Origin of the sequence: Streptomyces sp. OR43 (genome assembly GCF_008042275.1) — a bacterium.
Classification (GTDB): domain Bacteria; phylum Actinomycetota; class Actinomycetes; order Streptomycetales; family Streptomycetaceae; genus Streptomyces.
Genome location: NZ_RDBK01000001.1, coordinates 86734 through 107675 on the forward strand (window position 1 = coordinate 86734; position 20942 = coordinate 107675).

The 20942-nt window shown below is 70.3% G+C and carries 22 protein-coding genes and 2 pseudogenes; 18 read left to right on the forward strand and 6 right to left on the reverse strand.

Going from position 1 to position 20942, the window contains the following annotated elements:
- Position 1: 1 nt before the first annotated feature.
- The 7 genes from EAO72_RS00380 (at position 2) to EAO72_RS00410 (ending at position 7624) form a co-directional block, all read left to right on the forward strand.
- On the forward strand, positions 2–1168 hold the full coding sequence (locus EAO72_RS00380) for an acyl-CoA dehydrogenase family protein (protein WP_148015157.1): 1167 nt from the start codon (positions 2–4) through the stop codon (positions 1166–1168).
- A complete protein-coding gene (locus tag EAO72_RS00385) occupies positions 1165–1794 on the forward strand; it encodes a MaoC family dehydratase N-terminal domain-containing protein (RefSeq protein ID WP_261991250.1) in 630 nt (209 codons plus the stop codon). Before EAO72_RS00380 ends, EAO72_RS00385 begins: the two co-directional genes overlap by 4 nt.
- Positions 1791–2792 (forward strand): oligopeptide/dipeptide ABC transporter ATP-binding protein, encoded by a 1002-nt coding sequence (locus EAO72_RS00390; RefSeq protein WP_148015158.1) that lies wholly within the window; start codon positions 1791–1793, stop codon positions 2790–2792. Before EAO72_RS00385 ends, EAO72_RS00390 begins: the two co-directional genes overlap by 4 nt.
- 16 nt (positions 2793–2808) lie before the next feature.
- Positions 2809–4035, forward strand: a complete 1227-nt coding sequence (locus EAO72_RS00395) for an NADH:flavin oxidoreductase (protein ID WP_148015159.1) — start codon at positions 2809–2811, stop codon at positions 4033–4035.
- Positions 4032–5432 carry an amidase gene (locus EAO72_RS00400; RefSeq protein WP_148015160.1) on the forward strand — a complete coding sequence of 467 codons (1401 nt, stop codon included), beginning with the start codon at positions 4032–4034 and terminating at the stop codon, positions 5430–5432. Before EAO72_RS00395 ends, EAO72_RS00400 begins: the two co-directional genes overlap by 4 nt.
- A 79-nt stretch (positions 5433–5511) precedes the next feature.
- Positions 5512–6558 carry a Gfo/Idh/MocA family protein gene (locus EAO72_RS00405; RefSeq protein ID WP_148015161.1) on the forward strand — a complete coding sequence of 349 codons (1047 nt, stop codon included), beginning with the start codon at positions 5512–5514 and terminating at the stop codon, positions 6556–6558.
- 1 nt (position 6559) lies between these two features.
- Entirely contained in the window at positions 6560–7624 is a 1065-nt protein-coding gene (locus EAO72_RS00410) for a Gfo/Idh/MocA family protein (RefSeq protein ID WP_148015162.1), read from the forward strand.
- Between the two features lie 300 nt (positions 7625–7924).
- Here EAO72_RS00410 and EAO72_RS00415 read toward each other — a convergent pair whose 3' ends face one another.
- The gene (locus EAO72_RS00415; protein WP_148015163.1) at positions 7925–8419 is read right to left on the reverse strand and encodes a COG4315 family predicted lipoprotein; all 495 of its coding nucleotides are present in this window, start codon (positions 8417–8419) and stop codon (positions 7925–7927) included.
- A 296-nt stretch (positions 8420–8715) separates the two neighbouring features.
- On the opposite strand from EAO72_RS00415, the gene EAO72_RS00420 reads away from it, so the two are divergent.
- The 4 genes and pseudogenes from EAO72_RS00420 (at position 8716) to EAO72_RS00430 (ending at position 10451) form a co-directional block, all read left to right on the forward strand.
- Positions 8716–9036 carry a DUF4333 domain-containing protein gene (locus tag EAO72_RS00420; protein ID WP_148015164.1) on the forward strand — a complete coding sequence of 107 codons (321 nt, stop codon included), beginning with the start codon at positions 8716–8718 and terminating at the stop codon, positions 9034–9036.
- Between the two features lie 97 nt (positions 9037–9133).
- Entirely contained in the window at positions 9134–9349 is a 216-nt protein-coding gene (locus EAO72_RS43940) for a hypothetical protein (RefSeq protein ID WP_261991251.1), read from the forward strand.
- Positions 9316–10072: pseudogene (locus EAO72_RS43730) on the forward strand (APC family permease); the annotation flags it as partial. The gene EAO72_RS43940 and the pseudogene EAO72_RS43730, both read left to right, overlap by 34 nt.
- 250 nt (positions 10073–10322) lie before the next feature.
- Positions 10323–10451 (forward strand): class F sortase, encoded by a 129-nt coding sequence (locus EAO72_RS00430; protein WP_315986276.1) that lies wholly within the window; start codon positions 10323–10325, stop codon positions 10449–10451.
- 224 nt (positions 10452–10675) lie between these two features.
- On the opposite strand, the gene EAO72_RS00435 is transcribed toward EAO72_RS00430, so the two are convergent.
- Positions 10676–11242, reverse strand: a complete 567-nt coding sequence (locus EAO72_RS00435) for a TetR/AcrR family transcriptional regulator (protein WP_148015165.1) — start codon at positions 11240–11242, stop codon at positions 10676–10678.
- 143 nt (positions 11243–11385) lie between these two features.
- On the opposite strand from EAO72_RS00435, the gene EAO72_RS00440 reads away from it, so the two are divergent.
- A complete protein-coding gene (locus EAO72_RS00440; protein ID WP_148015166.1) occupies positions 11386–12858 on the forward strand; it encodes an MFS transporter in 1473 nt (490 codons plus the stop codon).
- Between the two features lie 393 nt (positions 12859–13251).
- Here EAO72_RS00440 and EAO72_RS00450 read toward each other — a convergent pair whose 3' ends face one another.
- Positions 13252–13587, reverse strand: coding sequence for an EthD domain-containing protein (locus EAO72_RS00450; protein WP_148015167.1), 336 nt, complete (start codon positions 13585–13587; stop codon positions 13252–13254).
- A 67-nt stretch (positions 13588–13654) separates the two neighbouring features.
- On the opposite strand from EAO72_RS00450, the gene EAO72_RS00455 reads away from it, so the two are divergent.
- Both EAO72_RS00455 and EAO72_RS00460 read left to right on the forward strand, forming a co-directional pair.
- Positions 13655–14029 (forward strand): MerR family transcriptional regulator, encoded by a 375-nt coding sequence (locus tag EAO72_RS00455; RefSeq protein ID WP_148015168.1) that lies wholly within the window; start codon positions 13655–13657, stop codon positions 14027–14029.
- 430 nt (positions 14030–14459) lie between these two features.
- Positions 14460–14903 carry a hypothetical protein gene (locus EAO72_RS00460; protein ID WP_148015169.1) on the forward strand — a complete coding sequence of 148 codons (444 nt, stop codon included), beginning with the start codon at positions 14460–14462 and terminating at the stop codon, positions 14901–14903.
- A gap of 363 nt (positions 14904–15266) precedes the next feature.
- On the opposite strand, the gene EAO72_RS00470 is transcribed toward EAO72_RS00460, so the two are convergent.
- Positions 15267–15980: an alpha/beta fold hydrolase gene (locus tag EAO72_RS00470; RefSeq protein ID WP_148015170.1), complete on the reverse strand. Its 714-nt coding sequence runs from the start codon at positions 15978–15980 to the stop codon at positions 15267–15269.
- Positions 15977–17428: a YbfB/YjiJ family MFS transporter gene (locus tag EAO72_RS00475; RefSeq protein WP_315986277.1), complete on the reverse strand. Its 1452-nt coding sequence runs from the start codon at positions 17426–17428 to the stop codon at positions 15977–15979. Before EAO72_RS00475 ends, EAO72_RS00470 begins: the two co-directional genes overlap by 4 nt.
- On the opposite strand from EAO72_RS00475, the gene EAO72_RS00480 reads away from it, so the two are divergent.
- On the forward strand, positions 17328–17906 hold the full coding sequence (locus tag EAO72_RS00480; protein WP_148015172.1) for a TetR/AcrR family transcriptional regulator: 579 nt from the start codon (positions 17328–17330) through the stop codon (positions 17904–17906). The genes EAO72_RS00475 and EAO72_RS00480 overlap by 101 nt on opposite strands.
- On the opposite strand, the gene EAO72_RS00485 is transcribed toward EAO72_RS00480, so the two are convergent.
- Positions 17884–18528, reverse strand: coding sequence for a transposase domain-containing protein (locus tag EAO72_RS00485; RefSeq protein WP_261991253.1), 645 nt, complete (start codon positions 18526–18528; stop codon positions 17884–17886). The genes EAO72_RS00480 and EAO72_RS00485 overlap by 23 nt on opposite strands.
- 219 nt (positions 18529–18747) lie before the next feature.
- Between EAO72_RS00485 and EAO72_RS00490 the strand changes: the two genes are divergently transcribed.
- The 3 genes and pseudogenes from EAO72_RS00490 to EAO72_RS00500 all read left to right on the forward strand — a co-directional run.
- A complete protein-coding gene (locus EAO72_RS00490; protein WP_148015173.1) occupies positions 18748–19113 on the forward strand; it encodes a MerR family transcriptional regulator in 366 nt (121 codons plus the stop codon).
- 46 nt (positions 19114–19159) lie between these two features.
- Positions 19160–20176: an NADPH:quinone oxidoreductase family protein gene (locus EAO72_RS00495; RefSeq protein WP_148015174.1), complete on the forward strand. Its 1017-nt coding sequence runs from the start codon at positions 19160–19162 to the stop codon at positions 20174–20176.
- 8 nt (positions 20177–20184) lie between these two features.
- Positions 20185–20663 (forward strand): annotated as a pseudogene (locus tag EAO72_RS00500) (helix-turn-helix domain-containing protein); the annotation flags it as partial.
- Between the last annotated feature and the right edge of the window lie 279 nt (positions 20664–20942).

Consider the following 20942-nt stretch of genomic DNA (forward strand, 5'->3'; position numbering starts at 1 on the left):
CATGCAACTGCGCGAGAGCGCCGCGCACCAGGAGCTGCGGCGGGAACTGCGGGCGTACTTCGCGGGCCTGATGCCCGAGGACGAACGCCGTCGCGTCGGCGAGGAGGGCGTGGGCGGCGACCGCTTCCGGGAGGTCGTCAAGCGGCTCGGTTCCGACGGCTGGCTCGGCATCGGCTGGCCCACCGAGTACGGCGGACAGGGCCGGTCGGTGGAGGACCAGTACGTCTTCTTCGACGAGGTCCAACGGGCCGGTCTGCCCTTCCCGTTCGTCACGGTCAACACCGTCGGCCCGACCCTGATGGCGTACGGCTCCGAGGAGCACCGCAAGCGGTTCCTGCCCGGCATCCTCTCCGGCGACATCGTCTTCGCGATCGGCTACACCGAGCCCGCGGCGGGCACCGATCTCGCCTCGCTGACCACTCGCGCGGTCCGGGACGGCGACACGTACGTCGTCGACGGCAGCAAGATCTTCACCAGTGGCGCCAACACCGCCGACTACGTGTGGCTCGCCGCCCGCACCGACCCGGACGCCCCCAAGCACAAGGGCATCTCCATCCTGATCGTGCCCACCTCCGACGCCGGCTTCTCCTGGAGCCCCATCCGGACCGTCGGCGGCATGGTCGTCACCGCGACGTACTACGGCGGGGTGCGCGTCCCCGCCACCGACGTGGTCGGCGACGTGGACGGCGGATGGCGGCTGATCACCGCCCAGCTGAACCACGAACGCATCGGCCTCGCCGCGCTCGGCGGCCGCATGATCCAGCTGTGGGAACGGGTCCTCGCATGGGCCCGGGAGAACGGCACGGCCGACATCCCGTGGGTGCGGCAGGAGTTCGCGCGCACGTATGCCCGGCTGGAGGCGATGCGGCTGATGAACTGGAAGATGACGTCCGCCGTCGCCCGCGACGCCCTCACCGGAGCCGACGCGGGAGCCGCCAAGGCCTACGGGACCGAGACCCATATCGCCGTCCAGCGCGGGCTGACCCAGATCCTCGGCGCCGCCGGCCGCATCCGGCCCGAGTCGCCGGGCGCCGCCCTCGCCGGGCAGGTCGAGCAGCTCTCCCGGCAGGGCATCGTGAACACCTTCGGCGGCGGCGTCAACGAGATCCTGCGCGACATGGTCGCGACCCAGGGACTCGGGCTGCCGCGCAAGGGGCGTGGCGCATGACCGGGGACGACGGTCAGCAGGAGTACGAGGAGCGGCTGCGGGCCTTCACCGGGCGCGAACTGCGGCCTGCCACACCGGCGCAGGATCCGGTCAACCAGCCGATGATCCGGCACTGGGCCGAGGCGATGGGGGACACCAATCCGGTGTACACCGACGCCGAAGCGGCCCGCGCCACCGGCCGCGAGGGGGTCGTCGCACCCGCGTCGATGGTCCAGGCCTGGACGATGCGCGGATACGCGGCCACGGCCGCCCCGCGCCCCGGGGATCCGGACGGCTTCGACGAGCTCGTCGCTCTCCTCGACGAGGGCGGCTACACCTCCGTGGTGGCCACCGACTCCGAGTTCACGTTCCTGCGGGAGCTGACGCCGGGGGACCACATCGCCGTCCGCGAGACCGTCGAGTCGGTCTCGGCGGAGAAGCGGACCGGGCTCGGCACCGGACGGTTCGTCACCACTCTGAAGACCTACACCGATGAGCACGGGGAGACGGTCGCCACCCAGCGCTGGCGCACCCTGAGATTCCGGCCCGCGCCGGCCKCGGCCCAGTGCCGGATCATCGGCTGGTTGACCGGATCCTGCGCCGGTGTGGCAGGCCGCAGTTCGCGCCCGGTGAAGGCCCCCGTATGACGACCACACCCACCACCGCGGGCCCGCCCCCACCCCCGCCCGCGCTCACCGCGGAGAACCTCGTCGTCGAGTACCCGGCCGGCCGGGGCCGCAAGGTGCACGCCGTCTCCGGTGTAGGTCTGGAGGTCGCGGCGGGCGAAACCCTGGGCATCCTCGGCGAGTCCGGCTGCGGGAAGTCCACCGTCGGCCGCTCCCTGATCCAGCTGCCGCCCCCGGACTCGGGGACCGTACGCCTCGSCGAGGTGACCCTCACCGGCCTCGCCCCCGCGGAGCTGCGCCGGGCCCGCGCCCGGATGCAGATCATCATGCAGGACCCGGTCTCCGCCCTGAACCCCCGCCGCAAGGTCAAGGACCTGGTGTGGGAGGGCCGGTCGATCTGGAAGAGCGGCGACGACCCCCGCGACAAGGACACCCGGATCGACGCGGCCCTGCGCGACGTCGGCCTCGACCCGGCGACCGTGCGCGACCGCAGGCCGCACGAACTCTCCGGCGGCCAGTGCCAGCGGGTCTGTATCGCCCGCGCCCTGCTCCTGGACCCCGAGGTGCTGATCTGCGACGAACCCGTCTCCAGCCTCGACGTCTCCGTACAGGCCCAGATCCTCAACCTGCTGGAGACGGCGACGCAGCGGCGCGGACTGAGCATGGTCTTCATCGCCCACGACGTGTCCGTGGTGAAGAACATCAGCGACCGCGTGATGGTGATGTACCTCGGAAAGACCTGCGAGGTACTGCCGTCCGACGGCATGCAGGACGAGGCCGTCCACCCGTACACACGGCTTCTCCTCGCCTCGCTCCCCGAGGCCCAGCGCGGTCAGGGCGCCGTCGAGGAGCAGGCCGCGCCCGACGGTCCGGCCGCCGAACTCCCGTCGCCCCTGGACCCGCCGTCGGGCTGCCGCTTCCGCACCCGCTGTCCGCTGGCCACCGACCTGTGCTCCGAGGCCGAGCCACCGCTCAGGGACATCCGTCCCGGCCACCAGGTCGCCTGTCACCACGTATAACCGAGAGGAACCACGCGTGACCCCCACCGAGACACCCGAAGTCCTGTCCCCCGCCCAGCTGGGCCCGCTCAAGCTCCGTAACCGCGTCATCAAGGCGGCGACCTACGAGGGACTCAGCCACAAGTCCCTGGTGACCCAGGACCTCGTGGACTTCCACGTCGCCTACGCGCGGGGCGGCGTCGGCATGACGACCGTCGCCTACTGCGCCGTCGCGAAGGAGGGGCGCACCGACCGGCACCAGATCCACTGGACCGACGAGGCGATGCCGGGACTGCGCGTCCTCACCGACGCCGTGCACGCCGAGGGTGCCGCGATCTCCGCGCAGATCGGCCACGGCGGGCCCGTCGCCAACCCCAAGGGCAACGGCGCCCCCGCCCTCTCCCCGTCCAGGCACTTCCACGCCACCACGCTCAGCTGGGCGCAGGAGGCGTCCATCGACGACCTCCGGCGCATCACCGAGGCGCACGCCGAGGCCGCGCGACGCGCCATCGAGGCGGGGTTCGACGCCGTCGAGGTCCACCTGGGCCACAACTACCTGGCCAGTTCCTTCCTCAGCCCCAAGGTCAACCACCGCACCGACCGGTACGGCGGCAGCCTGGAGAACCGGGCCCGGTTCGCCCGGGAGATCATGCGGGCCGTCCACGACGCGGTCGGCGGCAGGATCGCCGTCATCGCCAAGATGAACATGGACGACGGGGTCCCCGGGGGTTTCTGGCTCGACGAGGCCATTCCCGTGACGCAGTGGCTCGAACAGGACGGCACCGTCGATGCCCTGGAGATGACGGCGGGCAGTTCCCTCCTCAACCCGATGTACCTGTTCAAGGGCGATGCCCCGCTCAAGGACTTCGCCGCGATCATGCCGCAGCCGATCAAGCTCGGGGTGAAACTGGTCGGCAAGCGCCTGCTGCACAGCTATCCCTACCGGGACGCCTACCTCCTGGAGGACGCGCGTCAGATCCGCGCCGCCGTGAAGCTCCCGATGATCCTGCTCGGCGGTATCACGGACAAGCCGGCCATGGACCTCGCGATGCGTGAGGGATTCGAGTACGTGGCCATGGCCAGGTCCCTGCTGCGCGAGCCCGACCTCGTGAACCGGATCCGCGAGGACGCCACCACCCCGTCGCTGTGCATCCACTGCAACAAGTGCATGCCGACCAACTTCACCGGCACCCGCTGTGTGCTCGTCGACCGGGGCACCACCCGCCGCGAGACCTGGGGCAAGCCCGCCGGGTACGTGGCGTGAGGGGCCCGGACGCCGTCGCGACGGCCGCCGCCGTCAGGGACGGCGACACCGACGCCCGTACGGTCACCGAGCAGGCCATCGCCCGCGTCGAGGAGCACAACCCCCGCCTCAACGCGGTGGTCCACCGCCGCTTCGACGCCGCGCTGGCCGAGGTGGCGGCCGGTCTGCCGGAAGGCCCGCTGCACGGTGTCCCCGTGCTGGTCAAGGACCTCGGCACCGAGGTGGAGGGGCTGCCGGCGACGGGCGGCAGCCGTCTCTTCGCCGACGTCACCGCCCGGCGCGACAGCGAACTGGTGGCCCGCTACCGGCGCGCCGGAGCCGTCGTCCTCGGCACCACCAACACCGCCGAACTGGGCTTCAACGCCTCGACGGAACCGGTCCTCTTCGGCCCCACCCGCAACCCCTGGAACACCACCCGCTCGACGGGCGGCTCCAGCGGCGGCTCGGCGGCCGCCGTGGCGGCCGGACTGGTGCCGGTCGCCCACGCCAGCGACGGCGGCGGCTCGATCCGCATCCCGGCCGCGGCCTGCGGCCTGTTCGGCCTCAAGCCGAGCCGGGGCCGCGTCTCGCCGGCGCCCCGTCCCACCACTCTGTCGGGCCTGGTCTCCGGCCACCACGCCGTCACCACGACCGTCCGGGACAGCGCCCTGCTCCTCGACGTCATCTCCGGCCCCATGCCCGGGGACGCTTACGCGGCACCGGCCCCGGCCGCGCCGTTCGCCGAACTGGCCCGCCGGGGCCCCGGGCGGCTGCGGATCGGCCTGTACACCGCCCTGCCGGACGGCCCCGACGTCCACCCGGACTGTGCGGGGGCGGTGCGTGCCGCCGCCCTGCTGTGCGAACGGCTCGGCCACGACGTCGTCGAGACCACCGCCCGCTACCGTCCCGCCGACGTGGGCCGCACGTCCGGGGCCCTGATGGGGGCCGACCTGGTCGCCCAGGTCGACGCCCGGCTCGCCGAACTCGGCCGGCCCCTGGCCGACGACGACATCGAGCCCTTCACCCGGGTCGTGTACGACACCTACCGCGCCCTGCCCGCCGCCGACGTCAGCCGGGCGCTGCGCCGCGTTCAGGAGATCGGCTGGGAGGTCGGCGCGGCGTTCGACCGGTTCGACGTCCTGCTCAGCCCGACCCTGGCGCAGCCCACCCCGCCGCTCGGCACCCTCGACACCACCGCCCCGGAGTCGATCTACCGGCACGCGTCCGTCTACTCCGCCTTCACCAGCGTCTACAACGTGACCGGGATGCCGGCCATGTCCGTTCCCTTCGGCCACGACGGGGAGGGCATGCCGCTGGGCGTCCAGTTCGCCGCTCCACTCGGTGGTGAGGGCGTGCTGCTCGCGCTCGCCGCCCAGTTGGAGCGGGAGGCCCCCTGGGGGGCGCCGCCTGCCGCGTGAAGGGGACCCCGAAGACTCCGCCCTAGACATCGGACATAAGATGTCTGATGTCTAGGTGTCCCTGAGTGAGGAGTCGCGGATGAACCCCGTACCGGTACCCGGCGCGCAGAAGGCACGCGACCCCGGACAGCAGGCCGGCGGCCACCGCGTGGCCGTTATCGGAGCGGGGGCCATCGCCCGCGATCACGTCACCGCGATCGCGGGCGTCCCGGGACTGCGCCTCGCCCACGTCGTCGACCGCCATCCGGAACGGGCCGCCGCCCTGGCCGCCCTCGCCGAAGGGGCCACCTGGTCCACCGACCCGGCGACCGCCTGGTCCGACACCGTCGACGTCACCGCCGTGTGCACCTCCCCGGAGTCCCACGCCGATCTCACCGTGGCCGCCCTCCGGGCCGGCCGGGCGGTCCTCCTGGAGAAGCCCGCCGCGCTGAGCGTCCCCGACACCGACCGGATCCTCGCCGCGGCGAAGACCGCGGGCCGGCCGCTGCTCGTCGCCCAGACGGCCCGGTTCCAGCCCGTCCACCTGGAGATCGCCCGGTCCGTCGCCTCGGGCGCGATCGGCACGCCCCGGCTGGCCCACCTCACCTGGTACACCGGGCACGTCTGGCCGGGCGGCTGGCGGGGCTGGCAGCTGGACGCCTCCCGCTCCGGCGGCCACGTGGCCCACAACGGCGTGCACGCCCTCGACCTGCTGACCTGGCTCATGGACGACGAACCGGTCCGGGTCTTCGCCCGGCCCTGCCGCACCTGGGCGCCCGGGATGCCCACCCCCGACAGCTTCCAGATCCTCGTCCGCTTCGCCCGCGGCGCCCTCGCCACCGTCGAGCTGTGCTACGCCCTCGTCGAGCGCGGCACCTTCGTGCGCCGCCTCATGCTCGCCGGCACCACCGGCACCCTGCACCACAGCAGTGAGGACGAGCCCCGGACGCGGTCCGCCTCGCCCGTCGCCCCGGCCTCGATCGAGGGCGCGATGACGGCGCAGACCCGGCACCTGCGCGATGTGCTGGACGGCGTCGCGGCCCCGCTGACCGCACCGCACCAGGTGCGCGCCGCCCTCGCCGCCGCCCTGGCCGCGCAGCTCAGCGCGGACGAGTCCCGCCCCGTCGACGTCAAGGAGGTCTGCTGACATGAGGATCCTCATCGCATCCGGGGTCCGGCACGCCCGTGACTACGTGCCCCTGCTCCGCTCCCTGCCCGGCATCGAGGTCATCGGCTGCGCCGACACCGCCGACAGCCCCTTCCGCGACGACAGCGCCGCCCTGGCCGCCGCGACCGGCATCCCGCTGCTCGACCTCGAACAGGGCCTCGACTCCTGCGACATCGCCCTCGTGTGCAGCGAGCCCACGCGCCACGCCGACCTCGCCGTGACCGCACTCGAAGCGGGCCGTCACGTCATCGTCGACAAGCCGGCCGCGACCACCACCCGGGACGCACAGCGGCTGTGGGAGGCCGCCGACCGCTCCCGCGGGCTGCTCACCGCCGTGCACCGCCTCCACTCCCCGCAGATCGCCCGAGCCCGGCGCATGGTCGACTCCGGCGCGATCGGCCTCCCCCTGGCCGTCGACGCCGAATGGCTCGCCGCAGGCGGCCTCGACGGCGCCACCGTCGAACGCCCCGAACTCGTCTGCGACCCCGCCCTGTCCGGCGGCGGCGAACTGATGAACTTCGGCTGGTACCCGGCCCTGGCGATCCGCTACCTCACCGGTCTGGAGGTGGAGGAGGTCGTCGCCTTCAGCAGCGCCGCACCCCACGCGCCGCTCTTCGACGGCCCGCACGGCGCGTACGGCGTCGAGGACGCGGCGGTCCTCTCGCTCCGCCTGGGCAACGGCGTCGTGGCGACGGTGACCGTCGCCCGCACACCCGCCGGCGTCGGCCCGGCCCCGGTCTCCTCCAGCCTGCGCGTGCTCGGCTCACACGGCCACGTACTCGCCGACGAGGACGCCCCGGCGGTCACCGTGCGCACGGCGGGCGGCGACAGCTCCGCCCACCAGGTCGCCGGACCCGCGGCGACGACGGCACTGCGCCTGCTGTTCACCGAGTTCTGCGACGACATCCGTTACGGCCGCACCCCGTTGGTGACGGCGGCCGACATCCACGCGGCGGTCGCGGTGGTCGAGGCCGCACTGTCCTCCGGCCGCGAGGGCGGGGCCCCCGTCGCACCCGCCGTCCGGGAAGGGACCGCCGTGGCGTGAGGGACACCGCCGCCCGGGCACGGATCCGGGCAGCGCCCTCCACCGACCGGTCCGTGGATCTCCGTGCGGCGGTGCGTACAGCCTGGCGATATACCGACCCGAGAGCGCGGTGACCCCGGCGTGCCGGCCGGTGCGCGGAGCGGGCACCGGGCACGCGGCCGTACCTCCACAGGGCGAGGCCGAGGGGTGCGGTGGTGAGCTGGGCAGCTACCTCGACAGACAGCACGGCGAGCGCGGCACTGGTCGCGAAGGCGTCGCGGTCGGCTTCGCCTTGCCGCGCACGCATGCCGCTCGACCGGCTCAGCTCACGACCTGCTTGCCCTTGGCGTCCAGGACGTACCACGCGGCGCCGAACTGATCGAGGGCCTGGCCATTCGTCTGGCCAGGCTTCTTGTCGCCGGCGTAGTAGTACAAGGGGTGGCCGTTGTACGTGACCTGCTGGTCGCCGCCCGAGCGCTTGGTGACGTCGAGCAGTTTCTGTGCCACGCCCTTGCCGGCCTTGGCGTCCCCCTTACTGAGCAGCGGAGGCCAGGCCCTGGCGCAGTCCCCCGCGCAGTTCGACTTCTTCTTTTTGTCGGCGAGGAAGAGATAGAGGGTGCGGCCCTTCTCGTCGGTGAGGATGGCGCCGAGCTTGTCCACGGACTTCGTGTCGACGGTGGCCGGTTTCGAGGGTGAGGCGCTGGGGGTGGAGCCGTGTGCCTCCTCCGCTGTGTCGCTCGTACTGTCGGAGCACCCGGTCAGGGCGGCGGCGAACAGGGCGGCGGCACAGGCGGTGGCCAAGGCGGTGCGCTTCATCCAGGGCTCCTTGGGTGAGTGTGCGGCGTGGCCCCATGTCTCCCCGCCTGTGCCCGCCCACTCACAGTGCCGCCGTCAACACCACTCACCCGGCGGCAAGGCATTGCCGCCTCCTCGAAACCCCTCCGAGACGGGCGGCGCCGTGGCCTGGCGCCACTCCACCCCGCACGGCTCCCACAGGTTCCTGGCCGCTCGACGCACTGCGGGCGGCGGCGTCGGCGAGGACCGGCAGCTTCTCCCCGATAGATACCGGAGGGCCCTTGTCAGCTCGGATCGAGCCCCGATAGGACTGTCCGATGACTGATCAACGGAGCTTTGCGCGGCGCGTCATGGCGGCTTCCTCGGTGGTGGTTGCCGTCTGCGCGGTGATCGTGACGACCAAGGTGATGAACACCGACACCGACCTTCCCACGGAACCCGTGGTGCTGGACCCCGTGGCGGTGGAGCAGGCAGTTCAGGCCCGCATCGGCCCCAAGACCGACCGGGTGAGCTGCCCTGTCTACCTCGTGGCCGAGGACGGCAAGTCGTTCACGTGCACGTACTGGGTCAAAGACATCCCGAATACGGTGGAGGTCAAAATGATGGGCGGCCAGGGCGAGTTCTCGCTATCGGGTTGACCGCTCGGCCGGTTCCACGGAGCCTGGCGTGTACGGGTGAGTGGGTGCCCCGTCGTGTCTGCCCAGCCCCGGAGCAGCAGCCCGTTCTGATGGATGCATGACCCTTGATCGGCCGATGTACCGCGTCAAGCGGCGGCTCCTCGGCGAGCCACTCACCACCGAACGTGTCAGTGAGGAGAAGCTCGGCGACCGGACGGCCCTCGGTGTTCTCGCGTCCGACTGCATCAGCTCGTCGGCCTACGGTTCCGAGGAGATGCTCCGGGTCCTCGTGCCGGTGGTGGCCGAAACGCCCGGCACACCCTCATCACCATGAGCTGCGTGCTCGCCCTCCTGGTCCTGGGCGTCTCCACCCTCGCGCATTTCACCCACGCCGTCCCGTACACCGACGGGACCCCCCACCGTCATCGCGCAGGAGGCACGGCTCGCCTTCGGAAGCGGGACGATGGGGACGATCGGGCTCGTCTTCGTCCAGCTCGCGACCGCACTCATCCTCTATACCGGTGCCAACACCCCCTTCACCGGGTTTCCGTTCCTGGCAAGCTTCGTCGCAGAGGACCGATTCCTGCCGCGCGTGCTCACCCGGCGCGGGCACCGACTGGCCTTCTCCAACGGCATCCTCACCCTCTCCGCACTCTCGCTCGCCCTGCTGCTCGTTACGGGTGCCAACGTGGACAAGCTCGTAGCCCTCTACGCCATCGGCGTGTTCACCGCCTTCACCATGGCCGGGGCCGGCCTCACCGCCTACCATCTGCGCAGACTCGAGCCTCTGCGCCGAGTGAAGATCACGGTCAACGCACTCGCGGCGATCGTCTCCGCCGCTGTCGTGCTGATCTTCGCCGTCACCAAATTCACCGAAGGCGCCTGGCTGGTCGTCGTGGTCTTCCCGCTCGGGGTCTGGGTACTGATCCGCATCAACCGCGAATACCGGCGCGAGGCCGCCGCCCTGGAACGGCTGCCGACGGGCGCGGACCGGCCGCGTACGCACCGCCACCAGGTGTTCGTCCTTGTGGAGACGCTGGACCTGGCCACACTGCAGCTGCCCCACGTTGCGGTCACGATCCTGCCTTTCAACGCGTCGCACGCCATGAAGGCTCTGGAGACGCACTGCCCGACCGACACGGACTGAACGGGAGCAGCGCGGCTTCTTCTGACGGCAGACCCGGAACCCACACCCACCGCCCGAACTGATCGGCCCCGGTCGGCTTCCTGATGTTCGTCAACTCCCCGCATGCGAACGGGTGCTGTGCAGCTGCTCGTCTGACAGCGTGCAGGCGGGCTCGTGAGCTGTGCGGACGGGGACCGCCGACGGAGCTGCCGTCTACTCCAAGGACCGGTTCCGCACCATCGAGGTCTACCGCGATCTCGACCCTGCCGGGTTGCGCCTGATCTCCTGCGGCGGCGACGGACCCGGGTAGACAGCCGCTGCACCGATAGCGTGGTTTCGAGGTCTCTGGGATCTCGAGTGAGGGCATCGGGGCCGGCCGCGACCGGCCTGCCCGGACGGTCAGATCGGCGGGCTCGTGCAGGACCCCGTACCGGCGGTAGTGGCCGGCGCGCCGCCGGTGGTCAGCAGTTCCGGCACCACGCCATACGGAACCCCGACATCGCGGCGAGGGCTGCTCCCGGGGGCGGGGTGAGGTCACAGCAATCGGTCGACCAGCCCGTCGACGTACTCCGGGGCGAGCGGGCCCATGCCGAACAGGACGCGGATATACATCGGGGCCATGAGGTGGTCCAGCACGTCGAGCGCGTCGGGTGCGTGCTCCCCGCGTTCGGTGGCGCGGGCGAGCATGGACTGCAGTTGCCTGGTGCGTTCGATACGGAAGCTGTCGCGCGCCTCCAGCCCCTCCTGGCCGTTGCTGGAAAGGGCGACGGCCAGGCGCACCAGCAACAGGCCGTCGGGCCCGGTGATCTCGCGGGCCACTTGCGCTGCGTAGGTGCGCAGGTCGCCGGCCAGGGTCCCCGTGTCAGGCATGGGTGACCGGGTGTTGAGGCGGGTGAGCGCCACATCGGTGAGCAGGGTTTCCAGACTGCCCCACCGGCGGTAGATGCTGCTGTCGGCCACGCCCGCGCGGGCTGCGACCTCGCCGACGGTGAAGTTGCCGTAGCCGCGCTCAGTGATCAGTTCGGTGACGGCTCGGTGTACCTCCGCGCCGACGCGGGCGCTGCGCCCGCCGGGGCGCCGCGCTGGCTGTCCTTCGTTCATGGCCTCACCTTAACGCAGCTATTGCTTGCGTTTAAGGGCGGCTCTCCGTACAGTCTCCTAACGCAGCCGACGGCTGCGTTAGTGCGTCCGGGTCGGCTGTGTCGGCCGTGGAGGGGCGCTATCGACGATGGAGAGGAATCCTCTTGGCTGCATCGCCCACTTCCGTAGGCAGTGGTCCGAGCCGGGCCGTGCTGCTCACGGTGACCTGCCTGGGCCAGTTCATGGTTCTGCTCGACAACACGATCGTCGGGGCGGCGCTGCCCGATATGCAGGACCGGCTGCACACACAACTGACCGGTCTGCAGTGGATCGTTGACGCGTATGTGCTGCTGGTCGCCATGCTGCTGATGTCCGGCGGCGTGTTCGCCGACCGGTTCGGCCGCAAGCGGGTGTATCTGACGGGCGTGGTGGTGTTCACCGTCGCGTCGGTGGTGTGCAGCCTCGCGCCCTCGGTCGGCTGGCTGGTGGCCGGCCGGGTGCTGCAGGGCGTCGGGGCCGCGGCGCTGAGCCCTGCCTCGCTGGCTCTGCTCGTCGCCGCCTGTCCCGGGCCGCAGGAGCGGGTCAGGGCGATCGGGTTGTGGGCCGGGTTCAGTGGACTCGGTCTGGCCGTGGGTCCCGTGGCCGGTGGTGTGCTGACGGATGTGTTCGGGTGGCCCGCCATCTTCCTGGTCAATCTGCCCGTCGGCGTGGTGCTTGTGCTGGTCGGTCTGCGAAGCCTCGCAGAGACCCGCAACCCGAGCGCCCCCGCGATCGACGTGCCGGGGACGGCACTGTCCGTTCTGGGGGTGGGGGCCCTGACGTACGGGCTGATCGAGGGCGGTGCCCGCGGCTGGGCGGCGCCCGTGATCCTGGGCAGCTTCACCGCCGGGGTGCTTCTCCTCGCCGCGTTCGTCGCCGTCGAAGCGCGCCGTTCCGCTCCGATGCTGCCGCTGCGGCTGTTCCGGCAGCGCCTGTTCACCGTGTCCAACACCGTCATGGTCGTGGTGGGGTTCGCGCTCATGGGTTCGTCGTTCTTCTTCTCCCAGTTCTTCGTGTACGTCCAGGGCACCTCGATCCTGCGCGCGGGGCTCCAGACCTTGCCGATGTCCCTCGGCATGGTGATCCTCAGTCCGTACGCGGGCCGGCTCGCCGCCCGGTACGGCTTCCGGATCGTGGTGACCGCCGGCCTGGCCCTCGCCGGCCTGGGACTGGTGGCACTCGGCGCGGTCCACGCCGACACCGGCTACGGGAACGTGTGGTGGCGGCTGGGAGTCGTCGGCATCGGCTTCGCCCTGACCCTGTCGCCGCTGACGGGAGCCGCTATCCAAGCGGTCAGCCCGCACGAAGGCGGCCTCGCGTCAGGGATCAGCAGCACCACCCGCCAGATCGGCGCGGTACTCGGCGTAGCGGTACTCGGAGCTGTCGTCCGCACCCGGCAATCCGGCGGCGCTTCCTTCGAGTCCGGTCTCAACGACGCCTTCCTCGCTGCCGGCACCGTCACGTTGGCCGCCGCCGTGTGCGCCGGCCTGTGGCTGACCAGGTCCGAGCCGGCGGCGGAAGCCCCGGCGGCGCCGCGGCCTTCCACCGGTCCAGGCGCGGTCACCCTCTCGAACGAGGCGTCCGCGAACAGCTCCTGACGAGAGCAGTGCTTCGGGGGCAGCCGTAGCGCGCCGGGAGCTCCCGCAGTCCGGCCCACGTGTGGCCGGGCCGGCTCGGCCTGAGGTCCCCAGGCCGGCCGCCCGGCTCACCCCGCTCCCTTACGCCGGATGTCGCTCGGCTTCTGCTTCTCCACCCCGCACTTCGGCGCCGGGGTGCGTCGGTGGTGGTTGGTGGGTGGGGACCCATCACGACAGCCGCCAACCGACCTGGGCCGCCGGGGAGCGTCCTGCGGTTCGACCTTCCCCGGCCGTCTCGAAGGGCTGCGCGCCACCGAACAGCACCGTGTACAGGTGGCGGTGCTCGTTGCCCTCATGGCGATAGGCCACGGCCCGTGCAAGAGGTGAGTTCGTATGCGCCCGCCGAATCGGGCGTCAGATGACCTCCCTTTCCTCGGTGACCATCACGGCCACCGAGGACATATCGATGAAGCGTGCTTCGTCGGGGTTGACCAGAGTCCGGTAGTTGTCGGAGGCGAAGAAGGCGTCGTGGTCGTCCCAGCCCTCGAACCAGATCTCCGTCAGGCCGTCGTAGGCCCGGGGCGGGTAGTTCTTGGCGGGGACCGGGTGCGACACGGCGTATTTGCGCACGTAGCGATCCGCCTCCGGGATGGAGCTGAACAGCGGCGCGTGCCGGTCCCGATGGTGCTCGACAAAACGCTCGTACGACATTCCCTCGACGCGGTTGATCATGAAGATGAGCTTCAGCATGGAGTTAACCTAAATGCTCACATCGATGTCAGGGGCAAGAGAGGCAGGAGCATGGGAGGAGTTCAGCATGCGGATCGGTGAGTTGTCCGCCCGCACGGGAGCCAGCCGCCGCTCACTGCGCTACTACGAGGAGCAGGGTCTGCTCGTCAGCTCCCGCTCGCCCAGCGGACAGCGTCACTACGAGGACGAGCACGTCCGGCGAGTGCACCTGGTGCGGGCGTTCCTCGCGGCGGGCATGTCCAGTGGCACCATCGTCGAGATGGTGCCCTGCATGACCGAGCCGAGCGAGGACCGGGCGCGCCAGGCGCTGGAGATCATGGACCGCGAGCGAGCCCGGCTGTCCGAGGACATCGACGGCCTCGCCGCCGCCAGAGACGCGCTGGACCACCTGATCAAGGACAACCACGCGTACCTGACGAGGTCGCCGGACGTCGACGTGTAACGGGGCGGCGAGTGGATCGCGTGCGGACCGGAGTCCGTCGTGGCCCTGGCGCGGTGGCTCGGGCACTCCTCGTCGGCGATCACCCTCGGTTACATTGCTCACTTCATGCCGGAAGCCGGCAGCAAGGGGCTCGGCACTATCGACGGTCTGCTTGGGGAGCGAGGCCACGGTCAAGTACACCAGCGAACCACCGCCCGGAACATGGTCGTCGCCCGAAAGACCTCCGGAGCATGCTTGATCGGGGGTGACTCCGGCGGCCCCGTCTACACTGTGGACAGCTCCGGCCGCGCCTACGCCAAGGGCATCGTCTCGGGGGGAGGTGGGGGTGGCGGCGACCACAGCGGCGGCCTGTTCGATCCGTGCGAGATGATCTTCACCGACATCGGGCCGGCCAACAGCGCGCTCCCCGGACTGGTGGCGAGGTACCGAGATGAAGAGAATCACCTTCTCCGCCCTGCTCACGGTGTCGCTTCTGACCGGCTGTTCGCTGAGCGAGGACGAGCCCTGCACCCTCCTCGACGCGAAGTCCGAGGTCTCCTTGCTCTGGCGCGCCGCTGACTTCGGCGCGGCGGACGCGGCCACCCTGCGTCTTTGCGTGGGCAAGGTCTGTGAGCAGCGCCGGTCCGGAGACCTGGACCGGCCGTTCAGCTCTTTGTCGGTCCCGCTCCCCGACGCGGACGGGCCCGGGCCGGTCCCCGTCCGGCTCACCGTCACCACCACCGCCGACGGCAAGGAGATCGTCACCGACTCGGCCGAGGCGACCCTGGAGGAACAGAACCCCAACGGCAAGCGCTGCGGCCCCACCGCCTGGACCGCCGCCTTCCGTGCCGAGCCCAACGGCCTGACCGACCCGAAGGGGTTGTCTCTCAAGTAGCCGGCCTGGACACCCAGGTACACGGGCCCCCCGGACTCTCCTGGAGGGGCCCGTTCCGTGGCGAGCATGAAGGACACCCCAACCGTCTCGACCACGAACACGAAAACCAGCCCGCAGGCCGTTGGCGCCTGAGCACGTGCGTACCCAACAGCGATGTCCTCGTCCCCGACCCCATGCGAGCGCCGAGCCAGGCCGGTGCGGCAGGTGGATGACCAACGAGGCCCCCGAGCGACGTGATTGAGACGTCAGACAACTTGATTAACAGCCCGGGGACCTCGCGCGTTGCGCTACACGGCCCGTCTCCCGATCGGTGGCCGACTCGGCGAAGCCCACTGATCGCCGCCTGGAGTCAGCCGACACCCATCAGGGCCTCCGTATAGGTGGCGCGGGGACGGGCTGGTGATCAACTGCTTCAGCAATGTCGAGCAGGATCTTCAGCAGGTCCTGCGGGGCGTCTCGCATGAGGTTGTGGCCACCGGCCAGCGCGTGGGTGGTCCACGCGGGATCGTCCCGCAGCCGCTGGTAGACGGGGGCGAACGGGGACGGCCCGTCCCACTGCGCGGCGTACACGTAGTCTCTGCGGCGGATATGCGCCGGGCCGCCGGTGAGCCGGATCGGCTGGAACAGCGAGGCGAGCGGGTGGGGAGTGGCCCGCGGATCGAAGAACGGCAGAGGCCGTACCGCGTAGCCCGTATCCACCACGTCCGCGTACCATCGCCGCTCCTGATCGGTGACGAGGGTCCAGCAGGAGTCGCCGCGGCTTGGCACCATGGCGTCCACGTACACCAGGGAGTCCACCCGCTCCGGGGCGCGGTCGGCGGTCCCGGTGATCACCATCCCTCCGTAGCTGTGACCGACCAACACCGCGTCGCGGATGTTCTCGGCTTCCAGTACCCCGGTCACATCCTGGATGTGCGTGTCGAGGTTCACTCCGCCCTGCAGCAGGTGGCTACGCTCGCTGAGCCCGGTCAGGGTGAGCGGGTGGACGACGTGCCCGTGAGTGCGAAGTTCCCGGGTGAGCTCCTCGAAGCACCACCCGCCGTGGCACATCCCCGGGATGAGCACGAAGTTCGTCATGATTCCGATCCCTTGTCTCTGTCGAGTTCGCGTCTTGTTTCTCTTCGCGCCTGGCCGTGAGAACGCTGGACGCGGTGCCCGGTCACGGCGGTCACCGCCGCCGCGGCGCATAGGATCGCGGTCCATGCCAGGGTGGCCATGGTCGAGGTGTGATCGGCGACCACACCAGCGATCCATGGCCCAGCGGTCTGCCCGGCGGCGAACACCGTGGTGAAGGCGGCCAGGGTGGGTGTCCAGTCAGCGGTGGGCACGCTGGTCTTGATGAGGGCTGTGACGGCTGCGGGGACGCCCATGAACGTCGCGCCGTAGACGAGCGCGGAGGCGAGGATGGTCAGGGGAGTGGGTGCTGTCAGCGCCAGCGCCGCCCCACCGCTGAGCACGGTGAGCAGGGCCGCCAGAGCCCGGGTGCCGGGCCACCGTTCGATCGGGCGGCTCCACAGCACGGGCGCCACCATGGTGGCCAGGCCCAGCACGGTCCAGGTGAGCACGACCTGTCCGAGCGGAGCATGCCGCTCGGCAAGATAGGCGGACAGGAACGTGATGTAGCTGATGTAGCCGGCGGCGAACAGCAGGTAGGCCAGAGCGGCCTCCCGGAGCGGGCGTATCCGTGCTCGCCCGGCCATGGCGGTCCGCGGAGTCTCGTCGGTCCGGGCAGCGGCCCAGCTCCCCGCCGTCGCCAGCGCGGCGGCGGCGGCCAGGCCGGCCCAGGCGAGGCGCCAGTGCTCCCCCAGCACGGGGATGGTCACACCGCTGATGGCTACGCCCAGCCCGGTGCCGGCGAAGTAGACGGTGACAGGCAGGCCCGAGCCTGCCCGGGCAGCGACACGCGAGGCGATCACGCCACCGGCGACGAACACCACGGCCCCGGCTACTCCGGCCGCGGTTCGCCAGACCAGCAGCGCCAGGTAGCCCTGGCTCACGGCGGTGGCAGCCAGCGACGCGGCCACGATCGCCATTCCCGCCCGGAAGGCGGCGGTGGTGCCCCACCGATGGATGACCGCGGGGCTCACGAGTGCACCGAGAAGATAGCCCAGCCCATTGGTGGCGCTCATTGCCCCGGCCTCAGCCAAGGTCCAGTGCTGGTCTTCCCTCATGGCCGGGAGGACCAGCCCATAGGCGAAGCGCGCCATCCCGAGCGCGGAGGCGGTGCCAAGCGCCAGCCGGGCTGCCCACCAGGCAGCCCCGGGTACCGTTTTTCGCTCCGTCTTCGTCATACGCCCCGCCCCGGGGCGGCGACACCGCCGTGCGGCGGGCCAAGAACGTCCGGCATGACCACCCCAGAGATCGAACCGATCGGTACGAACTCGCATGCTAGCAATAGAACGAACCGATCGGTACGATCTATGCATGGCAGTTCCCAAGGGCTCCACAATCGACCCCGAGCGCACCCGCACCACGATCCTCGAGGCAGCCACCCGGATGCTGTACAAGCGCGGGCTCGACGGCATCGGCGTTGCCGAGTTGTGCGCCAGCATTGGGGTGTCCAAGGAGACGCTCTACCGGCACTTCGGCACCAAGGAAGGCCTTGTGGAGAGCGTGCTGCACGCGCGCAGCGAGCGGGTGATGAATTGGCTGGCAGAGGCCGTCACGGCCGCCGGTGACGACCCCGCCGACCAGCTCTCCGCCGTGTTCGACGCCCTCCAGCAGTGGTACAACGAGCCGGACTTCCGCGGCTGCGCCATCTTGAACGCTGCCGCGCAGCATCACGTCGAGACCGTACGCACCCTCGCCGAAGGCCACCTGGGCGGCTATCTCGACATCTTCACCGGCATCGCTGACCGGGCCGGAGCCGCTGATCCGCGCCTACTGGGGCGCCAACTGCTCATGCTGGTTGAAGGCGCTACCATCGTCGCCGCACACCACGACCGGGCCGACGCCGGCGAGCACGCCCGCCGCGCCGCGCTCATTTTGCTCTCTGCCACGTAGAACGGCTGCGGTCGCTCTCATCGGGCGGGCGGCCGGCGTATTCCAGCTCGCCGGTGGTGGCCGGGCCGATCGCCGCCCCGATCACCGCCCGGGTCCCGCAGGCCACCGGTGCCGTCAGCCGGATCTGCGGGTAGCCCTCGGGCCTGTTGTTGCACCGCTGTTTGGAGAACACAGCGAGATTCGCCGGGGCGTCCGGCACCGGTAGCAGTGTGCCGTCGACCGCTACCAGCAGCGGCCCGCGCCACCGCGTCGCGGCCGCCGTCGTGGCCACAGGGCAGCGGACCAGATCGAACAGTGCCTTCAACGGTGCGGCACCCAGACGCTGGCGGGCCTGACGTAACGCGCTGCCGTTCGGTCTGGCGGACGTCAGGCCCACCGGACCGGCGCACAACCGGCCGAAGACCTGCCGATGGCCCAGCTCAGCGAACAACGCCCCCGCCGGCATCAGATACACCGTGACTCTGGCCGGTACCAACCGGACCCGCCGCTGAACGGCCCCGGTCGCCGCCAGCACTTCATCGACCATCTCGAACGGCACGATCCGAGTCAGCTCGCCGATAGGACCAGGCGCGAACACCCCGTCCGCTACCTTGACCGTCCTTGTTGTGGCAGCCTGTTCCAACAGCGGAGCTCCTGTGTTGAGAATGTCGTGGAGGACATCCTCAACACAGGAGCTCCGCTGGTCCGTTGACCGGCCTTTGACACACAACCCCCACGCCTCACTGAACGGCGTTGGGACTAGATATTGCGGGGCATGAGGTTGTTGACGCCTGAGCAGGTCTTCAACTCGTCCTAGGTGAGCGCCGGAAGATCGCGGCGCTCGCCGGCGTTGGCTCCGGGTATGAAGATCAGTGAGGCTTCCAGAGTCAGCGGTGTGAGTGCGAGATCGTTGCGGCATTACGAGGGCGAGGGCTTGATCGTCCCCGGCCGTTTCAGCAATGGGTTCCGTGACTACTGCCAGTCCACGATCGACCGGGTGCTCGTTATCCGCACACTGCTGGAGTCCGGCCTGCCTGTCCGGTTGATCAGGGAGCTCCTGCCCCGCCTCACTGGCGGCTCCGATGCCGGCACCGACGCGGTGTGCGCGGAGTTCCTCCACGAGGTGCAGAGCTATCGCGATCGGCTCGCTGCTCGCATCGCCGTTCTCAGCGGTCAGCAGGCGGCACTCGACGCCTACTTGCGCGAGGCCCGCCGTACTGAGCTCTGACCGCCGCTTGACCTTGACGTAAGTGTCAGACTTCTACGTTCGCTGCATGGAGAACAACGAGCAGCGGAACACCGCTGAGCAGACGATGCGAGTACTGGTCCAGCGGTCGCACGGGGGGCCGCAGGAACTGACCCTCACGACCGATCAGCGTCGCCCAAGCCCGGGACCCGGTGAGTACCTGGTCCGCGTGGGCGCTGCCGGGGTCAACTTCGCTGACGTCATGCAGACCCGTGCGACATACGGGGGAGGCCCTCAGGCCCCTTATGTCGCGGGCTTCGAGGCCGCCGGTGAGATCGTGGGTGTCGGCCCGGATGTCGAGAGTCCGCTGCCACTCGGCACTCACGTCGTCGGAGTCGGCCCGGGGGCCTTCGCGCAGTACATGACGATGCGGGCTGCGGGTGTGCTTCCGGTGCCGTCCGGCTGGAGCGATGCCGCCGCCCTCGGCATGGTGTTGAACTGGGCCACAGCCCTGGCAGCGCTGAAGCCGTTGGGCGAGATCAAGACGGGTGAGGTCGTGCTCGTCCATGCCGCCGCCGGAGGCGTGGGGCAGGCCGCCGTCCGCCTCGCCCGTCACTACGGTGCGCGCGTGATCGCCACGGCGTCGCCGGCGAAGCACCACGCCGTCAAAGCCCTCGGCGCCGACGAGGTCCTGGACAGCCGACTCCCCGATCTGACTGAGGAGATCACCCGCCTGACCGGCGGTGTCGACCTGGTCCTGGAATCAGTGGGGCAGGCCACTTTCAAGACCAGCCTGTCGGTCACCAAACCCTTCACCGGACGCATCGTCGTCTTCGGCGCCGCTTCCGGCGACGCAACGCTGACCACACACGACCTGGTCTTCACCCACCAGGTTCAAGTCAAAGGTCTGCACATCGGTGCGCTGGCGGTCACGGCCCCGTCCATCTACCGGTCGTTGCTCGTCGAGATCGAGGCGCTCATCGCCCACGACGTGTACCCGCCCGGCACCCCCCAGGTTCATCCTCTGGCCGAGGGGGCGATGCTGCTGCAGCAACTCGAAGCGGGCCAGACCCAGGGCAAGCTCGCCCTCGATCCCTGGCGTTAGGAACGCCAGTGATTCACCGCAATGCTCCGCTGTCCCCCGAAGGACGGCTGCGACTCGTACAGCGTTGCCAACCCCGCCCGATCGCCCACGTGGCGGCCGAGATGGGCATCTACCGGGCGTGCACGTCGAAATGGGTCAACCGCTACCGACGGCACGGTGAACTCGGTCTGCTGGACCGTTCCTCAACACCCCGAGGCCAGCCGACGGCAACGGGCTCTTTCGCCGAGCCGAGAAGTGGTCAGCGTCCCGGATCGCATTCGAACTCCAGGCCGAGGGGATCTCGCTCAGCCGCCGTACCGTGTCGCGGCATCTGCTCGCCCTCGGCCTGAACCGGCGCCGGTTCATCGATCCCAACGGCGACACAAACCGGGAACCGCGGAAGATCACCGCTCGCCGGCCCGGGCACATGGTCCGCATCGGCGTTAAGAAGGTCGGCCGGATCCCAGGCGGCGGTGGCTGGCGAGTCCACGGACGCGGAAGCCACAGGCCATACGCCTCGATCATGCTGGAAGCCGGAGAATCCGTCGTGACCTCGGCGCGGTGGCTCGGCCACTCCTCGCCGGCGATCACTCTCGGTTACTATGCTCACTTCATGCCGGAGGCCGGCAGTAAGAGGCGCGGCGTCCTCGACGGTCTGCTGGGGAAGGGCGGGGCATCGGCTCGCTAGCCGAAACTCCCCAGATTCTCCCCAGAGCCGTCGGCCGGTGATGACGGCCCCTGTGCCACACAGAGGTCGTCCGTTGATTGCAAGGCTCAAGAGATGGGT